This is a genomic window from Candidatus Poriferisodalis sp., assembly GCF_965214215.1.
In the GTDB taxonomy this organism is placed as follows: Bacteria; Actinomycetota; Acidimicrobiia; order Acidimicrobiales; family Poriferisodalaceae; genus Poriferisodalis.
Genome location: NZ_CBDCBD010000003.1, coordinates 2,168,172 through 2,183,606 on the forward strand (window position 1 = coordinate 2,168,172; position 15,435 = coordinate 2,183,606).

Here is a 15,435-nt window from a genome sequence, read left to right on the forward strand (position 1 = left end):
GCTCAGGGTCCTGTGGCGACGATGCCGCCGGTGAGCGACACGAAGGGTGGGTAGATCAAGATGGCAGCGAGCGCGAGTGCCACCGCGGTGGCGGGCAGCACGATGACTTGGTTGCGTCGTTCGGCGATCTCGCGCTCGCGTTGGAGCGTGTCTCGCCACAGATTGTCGGCCGCAGCGAGCACGGCGTCGGCCATGCGTGTGCCCCGGTGGGCCGCCATGGCGAACGCCCCGACGGCTTGGGCGAGGCTGGTCAGCCCGTAGCGCTCGACGAGGTCTGCGAGGCCGTCGGCAGCGTGCCGACGCTCGTTCTGAGCGGCCAGCAGATGCCGTCGAAGCAGCCGCCATGCGGGCCGTTGCCCGGCGTCGGCGGCTTGGATCATCGCATTCGCTGGTTCTGCGCCGGCGGAGACCAGCTGGGCGGCCAGCACGATCCACAGACGGATGACCTGATCGAGTTCGTTCCGGGCGCGCTTGGAGGTGTCGCGGAGCCCTTGGACCGGCAGCATCCAGCCCGCTGCGGTGCACAGTGCGCCGACGGTCAGCGCGGAGATCGCAGTGCGGGTCCACAGCAAGGCGGCGACAGCTCCGGCCACGGCGCCGCCTGCCAGGCTGAGGGCTCGCTGCGCCGTGTATGCGGCAGGCGAGAGCCCGGCGATGCGCAGGTCTGCTGCCCTGGCGTGCTTGGGCTGAGGCAGCCGTCCCCAGATCGTGGCGACTGCCGCCCGCAACGGCAGCCCGCGAGGCTTTCCGATGGCCGCAGCAGTAGCGGCCATCGCGCCGGCTGCGAATGCGACTCCACTGAGCAGCGCCGGCAGTTCGGCACTCACAGCGGTACCCGGGCTGTTCTGCGGCGCTTGGGGCTCACGAGTACCGATGGCTCTGTGCGCACGACCGAGTGGCGGACCAAGAACGCGGTGGCGCCGAGCAGTACGAATGCGATGAGCAGCAGCACGGCTTGGCCGGTGGGGCTGCGGTATGGCTCGAAGTAGGCGGGGTTGTTGCGGTACATGAGGGTCACAACCCCGCCGGCGAGGGCGAGCAGCGCGATGGTCTGGGTCCACAAACCGACAACGGCCTCGGTACGCGCGCGGTGCAGCGCGACGATGTCGCCGATGCGCGCGGCCACCGCGCTCAGTGGTCCAGCGAGCGATCCGCCCTGCGACGCGGCGATCGCAAGCCCGGCCGCGACCTCGGGTTCCCACATTCGTCCCGCGGCGCCGAGTTCGTCCGTGGCTGCGCCCAGGCCGACGAGGCGGGCTGTGCGAGCCATTCTGGTCACGGTCGGCGCGATCTGCGGCGGAGCGTGCGGGATGCTGGCGGCGAGCGCGTCTGCGAGGCCTGCGCCCGAGCGCGCCAACTCGGCGAGCTGGCGGGTCCACGTCTGCCACGCCAGCGCCTCGGCGGTGTGGCGGTGGCGCTGGGCGGGCGCGGCCACGAACGGCGGCAGCATCGCCCCAAGGCCGCCCACCAGCAGTGCCATTCCCCACAGCCCGGTCACGGCGTAGCCGCCGAACGCGCCGCCCGCTGCCGCTGCACCACCGACGACCCATAGGGTCCGGGGCCCCGACGGTATCGACGCACGTCCGGCGAGGGGTGCCGGCGCTGCGCTGCCGTTTGGGGACCACGCGGCCGCACGCCGTTCGAGGTGTCGCCTGCCGGCGGCGCCGTTCGCAGCCCATGCCGTCAGCGCGCCGCCGGCGGCGAAGAGCAGCCCGAACCAGGCAGCGCCGCTCATGCCGGCATCGGCCCGGCACTGCGAGTCGGCACCTGCCAAGCACCTACGTCGAGGCCGCCTTCTTCGAGTCGCTCGATCAACTCGCCGCTTCGGGGACGGCCGACGACTTCGAGGGGCTCGCTGCGGCGGGGTCGGGCGAATATGTCGTTGACCTCGAATCGGTCGCCGGAGGCGCCAAGCACCTCGGTAATGGAGCGGACACCTCGGAAGCCCGTGCGAGGGTCGCTGCTCATATGCACGACGAGGTGGATGACGTCGGCCGCTTCGGCGATGAGCGCCGACTGCGCGCCTGCCAGCCCGCTTGACAGGCAGTAGCGGACCAGGCGGGCGAGCGCTTGACGAGGTGACGACGCATGGATGGTCGCCATGGAGCCGTCGGAGCCGGTTCCGCAGGCAGACAGGAATGTCGCTGCTTCGGGGCCGCGCAGTTCGCCGATGATCACACGGTCCGCGCCGGAGCGCAGCGAGCGTCGCGCCAGCTCTTCCATGCCGATTTCGCCTTCGCCGTCGCTGTTGGGCTCGCGGGTCTCTGCGGCGAACACATAGGGGTGCGTGTCACCGAGGAACAGCTCGAAGGTCTGCTCCAGGGTGCACACGATCTCTCTGGGGCCGATTTCGCCGAGCAGCGCGCGCAGCAGCGTCGTCTTCCCTGCGCCGAGCGCGCCGCAGATCAGAACATTCGCCGGCGCGGGCGGACGCACCGCCGTCGCCAGGAACTCCGCGGCAGGCTCGCTGAGCGACCCGCTGGCGACGAGATCGTCCAAGGACACGACCCGGTGGCGGTGGCAGCGCACCGTCAGGTACGGGGTCCCGCAGACTGCCATCGCAGCGAACAGCCGCTCGCCGGTGCGCAGCCGCAAGTCCAGCAGCGGCGCGGAGATATCGAAGCGGCGGCCGGTCTGGCCGTGAGTGACCGCCAAGTGTGCGATGAACCTGATCATCTCCTCGGCGTCAGCGAACAGCGGCGTCCCGATGGGTTCCTGCCGTCCGCCGACCAGTCCCAGCGCGCCGGTGTGCGGGCCGAACAGCCAGATGTTCTCGACATCACCTCGACGCAGGAACGCTTCCAACGGCCCGGTGCCCAGCAGCGCTTCGAGCTGGCCTTCCAGCCATGACACGTCGCGGTCGCTCAGCGACTTGCCGCGGCTATCGAGAGCCTCGGCCTCGCGCCTCCGCATGATGTCGGCGGCGAGATGCCTGCACGCGTCGGCGACCTCCGGCAACGACTCGGTCGCGCCGAGACGGAGTTCCTGCACACGCGGCAGCACCTCACTCCAGATCGCTGCTGCCAAGCTCACTGCGTCCCTCCGGCCGTCGTGGCGCGCCGCACGCGAGCCTTGGCGCGGGTGTGTGCCTGTTTGTCGTGCCCAGCAGGGACAGAGCAGCAATCGGTCTTCCCTGCCGACGGCTTGGCGGACTGGTCCGATAGGCCCCGCAGGCGACCAGCGGCAGCGTCGATGGACGCGAGCGGCGTCCGGTCCCGCCGTCGGACGCGTCCGCCCAGCAGCGCCACCGCGTTCACCGGGCCCACGCAGCCGGGCAACCCCCGGCCGGCGCCCGGAAAACGCCTGTCGGCCGCGGCGGCTCCAGTGTCGCCAACGGCGTCGGACGGCTCGAACAGCAGCGTCACCGGGTCGGGACCGAAGCCGAAGCCGAATGCGTTGAGCACAGCGCGAAGCCCGCCCGGCGGCGCCGTCCCCGTTGAGCCGGCCAACGCCACGCGCTGAGTCGCTGCGGCCCCGAGTGTGCGGTAGGCATCGACCGGCTGGCCGGGCATCGACACCACGATCGGCCAGAGGGCTGCGAGCGTTGCAAGCTGCTCGGCTCGCTCCGCCAGCCACGCTGCCGACGCGCGTGCGCCGTCCGGGTGGGTGGGCGCGGCGAGCAGGCGCACCGACCCCGGCACCTTCACCGCCAGATGCCAGCAGTGTCGCGTCACGGCTTGGGGGCCGATCGCTGTACGGGCCGCCATCAGCGACGGCAGTCCGCGACGAGCCGGTGGCAGCACCGTGCGGGTTGCCGCCCCGATGCGCTCGGCAAGACACATGCCGTGCGCGTCGGCATCAACCAACAGCACATCACAACCGGCGCGTGCCCATGAGCACGCGATTCCCACAGCAAGCGCGCCTGCGTCGAGCCCGGGTAAATCCGGCTGCGGCTCGCCGGCCTCGGCCACGGTGAGCATCAGCCTCGCTCCCATGCTTGGTGCCACTGCTCGTCCAGCACGTCGGCCATGGCAGCCGTGTCAGTGCCGTCGGGCACCCGCAGCACCATCGGCGCTGCGCCGAGCCGAGCCGGCAGCGAACGCCACCACACCCATTCCGCGGGCTCGGCCCATATGCCGAGCATTCCGTCGCGGTAATGGTCCAGACGTACGGATCGCAGCACCGAGCGGGGCCGGCCATCGCCGGTGCCGTCCCGCGGTGCGCCGGGATCGACGAGCAGCGCCAAGTCGCCCTCGGCAATGCCCGACGGCACCAAACTCAGGTCGAGCGGGACGATCACCTCCAACCGACCGGGCACCGACTGGGTACGCCACTGGTCGCCGAACGGGCTCAACGCAGCGACCTCGGCGTCGTGGCCGGCTGCCCAGAGGCGGTCCAGCTCGGCGGCGAGACTCTCTGGGTCGCCACCGAGCGGCACCGGGAGCACCATCGGCGACGCTCCCAACTCGGCAGGCAGCGCTCGCCACCACACCCACTGCGCGGGCGGCACGAACAGGCGCATCGCAGAGCCGTCGAAGGAGTCCAGTCGAAGCGTTCGGATCACTGACCGGGGCCGTCCTGCCCCCGCGGACGACGGTGCGACGCCGGGATCGATCAGCAGCACGTTGTCGCCCTCGCCGACCCCCGACGGCGCCAAGCTCGCATCCACCGGCACCACCACCTCCAAGGCATTGCCGAACGCGCCCTGCGAAGGCTCAACCAACAGGTGCGTGCCGATCAGCGATCCTGCGGGTACGAGCGAATCGACTGCCAGACCGGCCAGTGCCCCAGGCGCGTCCGCCGTCCAGGCGATGTGGGGAATGTCGTCGAGCAGCACTTCAGCCGATGTCAGGTCGGACGCCGACAGCACATGCCCGGCAGGCAGGTCACGCGCCGCGACCACAACCGGCGTGCGCTCGTCGAACGCAGCGGCGGTCCACCAGAATCCCGTCACGCTCGCTGCCATGAGCGCCGTTCCGCTCATGCCCGCCAGCGTTCGTCGCGCCCACATCGGCAATCGTCGGCGCCGTCTTGGAGGCACTGCGGGCACCGAAGTCGCAGGGTCTGCGGGCATCGCTTCGCGGTCGTCAGGCATCGGCGGTGTCTGACGCCTGCGTCCAGGCGCTGCCGAGGCCGAAGAGAATTGGGTTGTTGACAGCGCTGCTGTGTGGGGTTAGCTTCCCTCGCTCATGACACGCCAGCGCCGCACGAACGCTCGTACCGGGGGGGGGGGGGGGTAATCGCGTAATAGCCGCGACGCCGCACGACGAGCGCGGCTCGCTCATCGCGAACACCCCGGCTCAACAGCGTCTGCCCGTAGCAGCGGCCACTGAATCGTCGAGTGCTGCGCTTGCCGAGCCGCAGGAGAGGTGTCATAGGCGAACGCAGACCGTAGCGGCGCGTCATGCGGGCAGCAACGCCGCTCATGCCGGTCTGCCGGGCGCACGCGCCGCCCGCAGCGAGGGAGGCCTCGCGACGCTGGGATGGCTGCTGGTGACCGCGGCGGTCGGATCGGTCGCCGCGCTGGCGGTGGTGGTGGTGCAGTCGCTGGTGGGCGGCGCCGGCGACTCGGTCGCCGGCTACAGCGCCCGTCTGGCCGCGGCGAACCTGATGGCGTCGGAGATCCATCGAGAGGCCCATGCGTCGCAGCCTCGTGACGCGCTGGAAGCCGATCGGCTCAACCGGGCGCTGGGGTCGCGGTGTCATCGGGTGCCGATGGTGTTCGCCGACACTGGCGGCACCACTCGATGGAAGCCCGGGATTTACACGGGCACTGCAGGAAGCCGTTCCGACCCGCCGCGATGGACCGCAACCCCGTCGTGCGCGTTCGCAGGCCCTCGATGAAGCGCCGGTTGAGGCTCGCCGCTGCCGCGGTGCTGGTGGCGGCAGGTGTACTGGCACCGGTCGCCTCGGGTGCTGACGCAGACGGGACTGCCGATGATGGGTCCCCGGCCACGGCGCAGTGCCCACAGGGCTACTCCTACGATTCTGGTTCTGGCGATTGCCACAAGGACGAGACGCGGGCGGCGGGCAAGTCGTGCCCTGCCGCGGTCGGCGGGCACGCGGTGCAGGTGTCAGGCGACGACTGCGTCACCGTCACAGCGCACACGACGCGGCCGACCTACTCGTGCAACACGGCTGAGCGATGGGCACTGGTGGGCGACCCGCCTTCGTGCCAGCGCACCGTCACCCGTCAGGTGACCGAGCGCCGCACAGTCACCGAGATGGTGACCTACACCCAGACCTACACGGTGCAGGTCAAGACCACCGTGACAGTGCGCGTGCCCTATACCGTGCAGGTGAAGGTGTCCTATGTCGAGCGAGTGCGGGTGCCTCCGACCTCCAAACAGGTGAGAATTCCGCCGTACTCCGAGACGATCACAGGCTCCTACGAGGAGACGGTGCGGTACTGCAAGCAGTACGACTTGGAATTCGGCACGGGTTGCATCGCGTGGGGAACGCGCAAGGTCACGAGGACCTATACCCAGGTCGTGGAAGCGTTCCATTACAAGACCGTCGAGTTGTTCAACTACGAGGACCAGGTGCGGTTCCGGTATGTGGACGAGGAGCGGTATCGGGATGTGACTCGAACGGTGACCCGCGAAGAGACCCGCACCAGGGAAGTGTGCTGCCGGCCCGTGACTCGCACGATCAGTGTCACCCGCACCGTGCGCGACACCCAGTCTGCGGTCCCCGACGCGTCGTGCGCCGCGGCGGGCTACTCGATGAACTCCTCGTCGCGATGCGAACGGCCCGCAGGCACTCGCTTGGCTGCGGTGACCTACAGATGTGCGGCCGGCTGGGATCCCGTGTCGGGCGATCCCGCCAATTGCGAGCGCACTCTCACGCACGACCCGACATGGCAGTGTGCCGCCGGCCGCACGATCGACCGTGACAGCACGCCGCCGCACTGCCACCCCACCCCCGACCCCGACGAAGACGAGGACGAAGAGGACGAAGAGGACCCCGACGGAGATGACGAGGACGAAGAAGACCCCGACGACGATGACGACATGCCGGAGTGCGTCACCGCGTTGAGCACGTTGGGTTCGGGGTCTGTGTCTCGCAGTGGGTCGTGGGCTGCGGGGTGCGCGTCGGTGCACAAGAGCTCTGATCAGGTGCCGTACTACGCGTGGAGCTACACGTTCACGATCACGGCGGCGGCAACGCTCGATCTTGATGCGGTGTCCCGTCAGGATCCTCATGTGTACGTCACTGCCAGCGACGGCACGGTCGTGGGTTCTGATGACGACTCGGGCCCCGACGGCCGCGACAGCCGCATCCGCGGCCTGAAGCTGCAGCCGGGCACGTACACGATCGAGGTGACCACCGGCAGTGAGCGCATCACGGGCAGTTTCACGCTGACGCTCAAGCTCACGGTGGCTGCGGGCTCGGTGAAAGTCAGCGGCTTCGAGGGCGCTGAGGGCACGCCTGACGTCGGCGAGGCCGCGGTGACGCTGTCGTCGGGGTTCACGGTGAGCCCTGCTGACGCGACATGCTCTGCGGAGCCCGTAGCGGCGGCGGTGACGCCGGCATCAGGCGCGTCGCGCACGGTGAGCCTCAGCGTCGCGGCGGCGACCACGGTCTCTGTCACTGTCACCTGCACCTCGGGCAGCCACAAGGAGACGGCGACCGCGAAGTTCAAGGCGAACCCGGCGCCGGACGTGCACGACTGCGACGACCCGCTGGGCACTCTGTCGAGCACGAAGTCGTCGCGCACCGGCTCGCTCGGCGCGACGACGGGGTGCAAGTCGGTGCGTCATCCTCGCTCTGGGGACGACCGGGTGTTCTATGCGAGCCGTCACACGTTCCGGATGGCTGCCGCGGGGTGGGTCACCATCGATCTGGCGAACACCGGCAGCGGCTCGGACCGCATCGACGCCTATGTGCTGCTGCTCAACGGCTACACGCCTGATGGGGCCGGTACCAGGCTCGCCCACGACGACGACAGCGGGCCACCCGACGGCCGATACAACGCCGACAGCCGCATCGCCCGCCGATTCCTCCAGCCCGGCATGTACACGATCGAAGCCACCACCTTCGGACCCCGCGACCAAGGCACCTACCGAGTGACCGTCAGCGCCGATTACACACCCCAAATCACCGGCACCGGCCAGCCCGCACAGCTCACCGGGGAGGTCGGCGAAACGATCCGAGGCTCTTGGACCTACGAGCCCGCCAGCACCACACGGCTGTCGGTCGCGTCGATCGCGCCCGCCGGACTCAGCGCAACCGTCCACGGCGACGAAGGCAACGCTTCCCTGGTCGCCACCGCCACCCGCGCCGACGAATACACCGTCACCGTCGCCTACGCCAACGGCGACCGCACCATCACCCAAGAGACCGCTGTCACCGCTGTCGTCGTGGACCGCAGTTGCCCGCCCAGTACCGATGGGGAACGGGCGCGGCTGGTGCACCATCACGAGCCCGGACGCGGCCACAACAGCTGCCAAGCACACAGCCCGCCGCCGTGCAAGGACACCTATACCAACTATTGGACCCCGGGCCATGAGCATCGGCGGCGCAACATCAAGTCGTGCAACTCGAGAAACGGCGGCGGCATCGTCGACCCCGAATTGCTGCCATGGAGCCCCTACGACATCGACCGCGCCGGCAGGCCCGTATTCTGCAAAGAGGCTTCCCCGGTTCTCTTTCCAGATCCTGGGGACCGGGTAGCGAAGTGCATGGAACTTCACAAACTGACGGTGATGACGTGGAACAGCGGGTTCGACATCGTCTCGGCGATCCGTAAGAGCCAGGCCGAGAACGGCCGGATCGTGCCGGCCAAGATGCGCAGCGATCTGGAGGCCATACAGCGAGCCGTCGACTACAGGGAGACGATCCTCGTTGGAACTGGGGATTATTCGCGCATTACTGGAATCACAGCGCTTGACGACGTTTTTGTCCAGTTGCTGTGCGAGGGGGTGGTCGAGTACGGCGTTGATAAAGGCGTCGACGCTGCGGCGAAGAGAGTGGGCGGATGGGCCAAGAACAGGTTCCCGACGGGCACAGTGCTGAAGGGAGCGGTCAGGCTGAACTTGATCCTCGGCTTCGCTCAGACAGTGCTGGGTGTGCTGTGGCAGAACTTCGCAACGGACGCTGCCTGTGACTGAGATGCGGAGATGTGCGTCGTCTGAACGCCAACCGGTAGTCACGGGCGCGGGGCGACCGGTGATCTGGCTGACCGTTGCCTCGGTTGGGTCGTTGAGTGATCGCGCGGCTTCGCGGCCGCTGGCAGGTAGTCGTGTAGAGCCTCATTCGAAGAGAAAGGACAGACATGTCGCCTGTTGAGGATTCGGCAGACGCGGCTGGCTGCTCAGGTCCAGATGATGTCCAGCTGGCCGACGGGCGGCGCGGTTCACTGTTTCGGCGTGTGCGACGGTGGCTGCCCGGTGCACTCGCGGTCTCAGCGATCGTTGTAGTTCTGCTGGTGGTGTGGCTGCAGTCGTTCCAATCTGAAGACTCCGGCGACTCCGCCTATCAAGATTCCCATGCCCAGTCCGCTTGGGCCGCGATCGCGCAGGAAGTGCCGTTGGACCCCGACCGGCGCTACACCGACGAAGAACTCGGCTTGTATGAACTGATCGACAATATCGTGTTCAATACGCCCTCTTATATTCGGTTCCGCACGGTAGGAGATGCAGTTGAATCCAACAATCGCCGAGACGAGTACATATCTTCTGTAGCGTCGGGTCACGAACGAGAACGCTTGGCGTTCGAGCGTGAGGTCGAGGACATCATCAAGAACTCGTATTGGCGCTTGCCGTCCGGTCTGGGAATAGGCGGTGTGCTCGAATTGGCATTCGTGGAGGCGATGAGAGAATGTGCAGCGGAGGCGGGATATCCGGAAATCAATCCTATGGGGGCTTCGGAGGAAGAACGGGAGCGTTATGAGCTTGAGTTCGGTTTGTCGTCTGATGCGTTCTACGACTTGCGTCACGAGTGTGCTAAACAGGCAGCGACGTATCCGACGCTAGATCCCGAGGTGCGTGACGGGATGCTCAATCGCATTCGGGAGCATTTTCTGCTGACGGTGCATGATTATATTCGTGATCATGATGTCGTCGAGGTTCCGGTGGAGTATCATGAGGGGGATGCTCGTCCGTTGGAGGAGTCCTATATCGAGCGTTGTCTTGAGTTGGAGATTGCCGAGCGGGAGTCGTGCGCGGAGTATTATCGGGTCAAGCTGACAGACGAGCAGAAAACGGCGCCGGTTCCTGAGCGTGTCGAAGTGGACGAGTCGGCTCCGTATCCGCTGGTGGGCCAGCCCTGCCCGTTCAGCGAGTTTCCCGGCGAGGTGATTGTTGACCGCGAAGGCGGCTATTGCGACAGGTTCGAGAACTTGGAGTTCGTGATCAACAATCCGGAGACGACTGAGAGTCAGGCTTATGTGTCCAATATCTTTTGGGGCGGGGAGAGGCTATTGAACTGCCCGACGAGCTGGGTCATCGACGACGAGGGCAAGTGCCGTTATCCGCGCCCGGAGGAAGCCGCGTTGAGAGACGCATTCGTAGCTGAGCATCCCGAGGACGCCGACTACCACAACTGGCCGCTTTACAGCTCTAGATACCCTGACAAGAATTGACTGCGAGCCGTCGCCTGCAACCCGACCTGGGCTCGTGTCCCGTGGGGTGACTGTGACCTTCACGGCGGTGGACCCTGAGTCTGGGGTTCTCAGCGAGGGTGTCGGGTTTGGATCATGTCACCGAAGCGCCGACTCCGTCACCGTCGCGGACCGTGTCACCGTCACGCCGACCGTAGCGGGCGGTGTCGCTGAGCCTACGGGCGTGACGGTCACCGCGGCCATGTCGCCGCCGGGCACGGCGCGATGGGTCACCCTCGAGGTGGCGGCCGACACCACACAGCGCGTGGATGTGACGTGCAGCCACAACGGCGCCAGCGCCACGGCATGGGCGAACTTGAAGGCGAATCCGACACCCGACGCAGGCGACTGTGATGACCCGCTGGGCACGCTGTCGAGCGTGGAGTGATCGCGCACTGGCTCGCTCGGCGCGACGACGGGGTGCAAGTCGGTGCGTCATCCTCGCTCTGGGGACGACCGGGTGTTCTATGCGAGCCGTCACACGTTTCGGATGGCTGCTGCGGGGTGGGTCACCATCGATCTGGCGAACACCGGCAGCGGCTCGGACCGCATCGACGCCTATGTGCTGCTGCTCAACGGCAACGCGCCTGATGGGGCCGGTACCAGGCTCGCCCACGACGACGACAGCGGGGCACCCGACGGCCGGTACAACCTCGACAGCCGCATCGCCCGCCGTTTCCTCCAGCCCGGCGTGTACACGATCGAGGCCACCACCTTCGGACCCCGCGACCAAGGCAGCTACCGAGTGACCGTCACCGCCGACTACAAGCCGAAGATCACCGGCACAGCAGCACAGGCAGTGATGCGCGTCGAGAACGGCGACACCGTCACGCGCAAATGGGCCTACACGCCCGCCAGCACCCGGGTGGCGCTCGCGGCGGTCATATCGACAGACGGGATCGACACGAAAGTCACCGCCGACCAAGGCGACGCCACCCTCACCGCCACCCCATCCGAAGTCGGCACCTACGACGTCTACGTCGCTCACTCCAACGGCGGTACTACCAGCAGTCTGCACACCCAAATCATCTCCTACTGCCCTGAAGGCCACATCGAACTGCCAAGCGACTGCGGCCTCCCTCAGCGGGTACTCGCAGCACGTTCTTCGTATCAGCTCGCTTTTCGCCCTGATGACAATCGTGTGCCGAAAGGCTATGAGGACTCAAACTTCTGTGCGGGCGTGAAGACAGCAGCGAAGAGATGGCGATATGTGTGTCGGCAAATGCCTAAGGTGCAGCGCTCATATATGTCAAAATCGGATCCTCGGATTCTTGGGATTTCAGAACCCTTCTCCAGCAGCGGGACGGACTATGGAAGAACCATGCTGTGGCTCTCGTCAGATGGCGAAGTGTTGGGTCGAGAGGGTTGTCAGGCTGTGACGGCCAAAGTGTGGCAATGCGATTGGCACACGAGTGGTATCTGGACGATTGAACTGGAAGAGGCCAGTCTTGGGGACTTGGCGCGGCCAGCTATCAGGAGATTGCTAGCTACCCAAGCGGAGATAACGGCGCAGGTAACGGCGGCGCTTGTGAAATGCGCTGGGGCGGTCTTGCAGGTACTGGCCAGCCTGAGACAGGGCGGTCTTGACCCTCAGGCTGGTGCCGCGGTAGCGACGGACTGCCCCGAGGTGGGGCCTTCAGCGTCATGACGGGGGAGTAGTGATGAGTATCCGGAGTTTCTGCGGTTCAAGACTATCGGGCATGGCGGCATCGTGGCTGCCGGAGGGCGTTCACGGGGCGGGCCGACTCAGGCGATCGGGTCGGTGTGGAGTGCTGTTTTGGGCTGTCGCGTCCTGCTGGTTGCTGTCTGGGTGTGCGCAGAGCGAATACGAGCAGGCGTTGGCATTGTCACGAGCCGAGCCGTCTGAGGAGAGCTCAGTAGGCCTGGAGTCGGTTCCTGATGAGCTTCGGGAGTTGGGGTTTGCGGAGATTGACTTCGGCGGCGCCGGATCCGAGCACTTGGGCGCGGCGCGGATGTTTCGCGAGGCGGGCCTGTTCGAGTTCCTTGAGAGCTACATCATCAACATCCCACCCAGCGCTTCGTTCCTAGCCCATGAGGAACTCTCTACTGCAATACGTGAGCACGGACGATTGGGCGAGACACGCGCCGCGGGATCTGCAGCCGTGATCGATTTCGAGCACCGAGTACTCGTGGGCGCCAGTGGTGCTCAGGCTGACCTCGTGGTTGACTCTATGTCGCGGACTGCTGCTGAGGACGGTGACGGTCCGAGCGACGGGGCTGCGCCGGGGGAACTGCACGAGGCGTTCTTCGACGCGCTCGAACAATGCGGGCGCGAATCGCCGTGGCCCGAGGTGGAGCTGTTCGTAATGGGGAATGGCTACGCGGGTGACTACCTGCCTCAGTTGGTCCAACGCGACTTCGACATCTCCCATTTCGAGTACCGCGAGCTACTTCATGTGTGCGGCCGCTATGCGGCTACCTATCCGACACTGAACCCTGTAGTGCGCGACAAGCTGCTGGCACTGCAGCGTCAGCATTTTGCGGAGGTGATTCTGGACTGGCTGGACAACGAACTGCCCGTTGTGGAGATACCGGCCAGCTATCAGGCCGAAATCGACGAGCTGCGCCGCGACGGCTGGTAGCTGAGGGCCGTGACAATCGCATCCGAGGATTGAATCTGAAGCCGGGCACATACACGGTCGAGGTAACAACCGGCGGTGAGCGCAGCACCCGCCACTGAAATGCGCTGCGGCAGTCGTTCAGGTGATTTCCGGCGCTTCGCGTTTGCGCGTGGGGTGAGCGTTTGAGGGTCCCGGCTCGATAGGGAGGGATCCCCCAGAATCGGAGGTGTTGAGACCCCGAGATCTGGAGGATCCCTGTGGCTGTTGACTGTACGCGTGCGTTGTTGCTGATCGTCGGTTTGGGGGCGCTTCGCGTTTGCGCGTGGGGTGAGTGTTTGAGGGTCCCGGCTCGATAGGGAGGGATCCCCCAGAATCGGAGGTGTTGAGACCCCGAGATCTGGAGGATCCCTGTGGCTGTTGACTGTACGCGTGCGTTGTTGCTGATCGTCGGTTTGGGTCCGGGTGTCGCGGTGCGCGATGTTGGGGGCGGCCGCGGCGGTCCGCTCGAGGTCGTGATAGCGCTGACGGATCGGCCGTGCTGTGGGGGCTGCGGCGGGCGGGTGTGGGCTCACGGGGCGAATGGGGTGCGCCTCGCTGATCTGCCGGCGTTCGGGCGGGCGGTGAAGCTGGTGTGGCGCAAGCGCCGCTGGCTGTGCCTCCATCAGGGCTGTGCGGTGCGCACGTTCACCGATCAGCAGCCCGCCATCGCGCCGCCCAGGGGGCGCATGACCAGCCGGGCTGCGCGTTGGGCGACCCGCCGCGCCGGTGCGGGACGCGCGATCAAAGAGATCGCGGCCGAGCTGGGCTGGGTCTGGCACACCGCGATGGCTGCGGTGCAGCGTTGGGGCCAAGCGCTGCTCGAAGCCGACGCCTCGCGCATTGACGGGGTGACCGCTTTGGGTCTCGATGAGATCTTGATGTTCCGACGCGGCCGGTACCGCGAACAGCACTGGGGCACCACCATCGTGGACGCCGGAAAAGGCAAGCTGCTGGACATAGTCGCTGGTAAGAGCGCTAAGGGCGCTACCAGATGGATCCAGGGACGCACGTCGAGATGGCGAGCCCGGGTGCGCTGGGCAGTCATGGACCTGTCGGGCCCGTACCGCAAGGCGTTCACCGACGCGTTGCCCAAAGCGATCCAGGTCGCCGATCCGTTCCATGTCGTCAAGCTCGCCAACTCGGCCGTCGACGAGGTGCGCAGACGCGTCCAGAACGAGACAACCGGCGGACGCGGCACCAAAGACGATCCCTTGTATCGGATACGGCGGCTTCTGCTCAAAGCCCACGAACGCGTCCCCCAACGCGGCGAGGCGAAGCTGCGCGGCCTGCTCGCAGCCGGCGACCCCCGCGGCGAGGTCCGCGACGCCTGGCACGCCAAGGAAACCCTTCGCATGACCTACCGCATCGGCGACCACAAGACCGCTCTCGAAGCGCTCGACGAGCTGTCCCGCGACCTGCGCGACGAGGCGTACTCGCCGGAGCTGAACAAGCTCGGCCGCACGCTACGCACCTGGCGGGCACAGATCACCAACTGGCACCGCTCACGAGTGACCAACGGTCCCACCGAAGCAGCCAACAACCTGGCCAAGCTGATCAAGCGCGTGTCGTTCGGGATCACCAACTTCGACCACTACCGCACCCGAGTCCTGCTCTACGCAGGAAAACCCGACTGGACCCTGCTCGACACCCTCACCCCACGCTAAAACGCGAAGAGCCTGATTTCCCGCGTGAGGAAGGGCAGCCCGAATCCCGCAAGGGCGCGAAGGTTCGAAAATTCCCGAGTGTCATTGTTGGGTCTGCCGGGGTTCCCAGCCGGGGGGTTACGGTCCGGTCTGACAGACCCATCTGCTGGAGGGATCGGCCAGGCGACTAGGAAGCGGCTGGCTCGCGATGGCCAACCCGCGTCACGTCCGCTTGACGCTGACCAAACGTCATCGGCGAGAGCCCTGCCGCCGCGCTGTGTGTTCTTGCGAGTACGTATCCCATGAGATACACTCCGGCGACTAGCGTTCCCGCATCGAAATCGAGATCAATCAGACCGATGAGTACGCACGATGGTTTGCGAAGCTTCGGGATCAAGAGGCGCGGGCGCGCATCTTGATCCGGATCAGGCGACTCTCTTTGGGCAATAGGGGCGACGCGCGGCCGGTCGGCGGTGGGTGTCTGAACTTCGTATCGACTACGGACCCGGGTATCGGGTGTATTTCAAACAGCAGGGCGAGATGCTGGTCGTGTTGCTCGGGGGCGGCACCAAGCGTCGGCAGGATCGCGATATCGATCGTGCGCGCAAGCTGGCAGAGGACGTCTAGA

Annotated in this window: 12 protein-coding genes and 1 pseudogene; 8 read left to right on the top strand and 5 right to left on the bottom strand. The window is 66.6% G+C overall.

Annotated elements, in window-relative coordinates; all coding sequences use genetic code 11:
* Positions 1-2: 2 nt before the first annotated feature.
* From ACOOF5_RS12275 to ACOOF5_RS12295, 5 genes are read right to left on the bottom strand one after another with little or no spacing between them, the layout of a single operon-like run.
* The gene (locus tag ACOOF5_RS12275; RefSeq protein WP_420439531.1) at positions 3-827 is read right to left on the bottom strand and encodes a type II secretion system F family protein; all 825 of its coding nucleotides are present in this window, start codon (positions 825-827) and stop codon (positions 3-5) included.
* Positions 824-1,735 carry a type II secretion system F family protein gene (locus tag ACOOF5_RS12280; protein ID WP_420439532.1) on the bottom strand — a complete coding sequence of 304 codons (912 nt, stop codon included), beginning with the start codon at positions 1,733-1,735 and terminating at the stop codon, positions 824-826. Before ACOOF5_RS12280 ends, ACOOF5_RS12275 begins: the two co-directional genes overlap by 4 nt.
* Positions 1,732-3,033 (bottom strand): CpaF family protein, encoded by a 1,302-nt coding sequence (locus ACOOF5_RS12285; protein ID WP_420439533.1) that lies wholly within the window; start codon positions 3,031-3,033, stop codon positions 1,732-1,734. Before ACOOF5_RS12285 ends, ACOOF5_RS12280 begins: the two co-directional genes overlap by 4 nt.
* Entirely contained in the window at positions 3,030-3,935 is a 906-nt protein-coding gene (locus ACOOF5_RS12290; protein WP_420439535.1) for a hypothetical protein, read from the bottom strand. Before ACOOF5_RS12290 ends, ACOOF5_RS12285 begins: the two co-directional genes overlap by 4 nt.
* Positions 3,920-5,035, bottom strand: a complete 1,116-nt coding sequence (locus ACOOF5_RS12295) for an SAF domain-containing protein (protein WP_420439537.1) — start codon at positions 5,033-5,035, stop codon at positions 3,920-3,922. The genes ACOOF5_RS12290 and ACOOF5_RS12295 overlap by 16 nt, the downstream gene beginning before the upstream one ends.
* 398 nt (positions 5,036-5,433) lie before the next feature.
* Here ACOOF5_RS12295 and ACOOF5_RS12300 point away from each other — a divergent pair, with 398 nt between their 5' ends.
* The 8 genes and pseudogenes from ACOOF5_RS12300 (at position 5,434) to ACOOF5_RS12335 (ending at position 15,434) form a co-directional block, all read left to right on the top strand.
* Positions 5,434-5,784, top strand: coding sequence for a hypothetical protein (locus tag ACOOF5_RS12300; protein WP_420439539.1), 351 nt, complete (start codon positions 5,434-5,436; stop codon positions 5,782-5,784).
* Positions 5,781-9,053 (top strand): PPC domain-containing protein, encoded by a 3,273-nt coding sequence (locus ACOOF5_RS12305; protein WP_420439541.1) that lies wholly within the window; start codon positions 5,781-5,783, stop codon positions 9,051-9,053. The genes ACOOF5_RS12300 and ACOOF5_RS12305 overlap by 4 nt, the downstream gene beginning before the upstream one ends.
* Positions 9,054-9,217: 164 nt before the next feature.
* On the top strand, positions 9,218-10,525 hold the full coding sequence (locus ACOOF5_RS12310; protein WP_420439543.1) for a hypothetical protein: 1,308 nt from the start codon (positions 9,218-9,220) through the stop codon (positions 10,523-10,525).
* Between the two features lie 46 nt (positions 10,526-10,571).
* Positions 10,572-10,931: a hypothetical protein gene (locus ACOOF5_RS12315; RefSeq protein WP_420439545.1), complete on the top strand. Its 360-nt coding sequence runs from the start codon at positions 10,572-10,574 to the stop codon at positions 10,929-10,931.
* A gap of 42 nt (positions 10,932-10,973) precedes the next feature.
* Positions 10,974-12,191 carry a hypothetical protein gene (locus tag ACOOF5_RS12320; RefSeq protein ID WP_420439547.1) on the top strand — a complete coding sequence of 406 codons (1,218 nt, stop codon included), beginning with the start codon at positions 10,974-10,976 and terminating at the stop codon, positions 12,189-12,191.
* Positions 12,192-12,381: 190 nt separating this feature from the next.
* On the top strand, positions 12,382-13,146 hold the full coding sequence (locus ACOOF5_RS12325; RefSeq protein ID WP_420439548.1) for a hypothetical protein: 765 nt from the start codon (positions 12,382-12,384) through the stop codon (positions 13,144-13,146).
* 389 nt (positions 13,147-13,535) lie between these two features.
* Positions 13,536-14,828, top strand: a complete 1,293-nt coding sequence (locus ACOOF5_RS12330; RefSeq protein ID WP_420439550.1) for an ISL3 family transposase — start codon at positions 13,536-13,538, stop codon at positions 14,826-14,828.
* Between the two features lie 319 nt (positions 14,829-15,147).
* Positions 15,148-15,434, top strand: a pseudogene (locus ACOOF5_RS12335) (type II toxin-antitoxin system RelE/ParE family toxin).
* The last annotated feature ends 1 nt before the right edge of the window (position 15,435 follow it).

Coding starts and splice junctions, on each gene's coding strand:
- ACOOF5_RS12305 (WP_420439541.1), top strand. CDS start 5,781: ATGAAGCGCCGGTTGAGGCTCGCCGCTGCCGCGGTGCTGGTGGCGGCA.
- ACOOF5_RS12280 (WP_420439532.1), bottom strand. CDS start 1,735: ATGAGCGGCGCTGCCTGGTTCGGGCTGCTCTTCGCCGCCGGCGGCGCG.
- ACOOF5_RS12295 (WP_420439537.1), bottom strand. CDS start 5,035: ATGCCTGACGACCGCGAAGCGATGCCCGCAGACCCTGCGACTTCGGTG.
- ACOOF5_RS12310 (WP_420439543.1), top strand. CDS start 9,218: ATGTCGCCTGTTGAGGATTCGGCAGACGCGGCTGGCTGCTCAGGTCCA.
- ACOOF5_RS12290 (WP_420439535.1), bottom strand. CDS start 3,935: ATGGGAGCGAGGCTGATGCTCACCGTGGCCGAGGCCGGCGAGCCGCAG.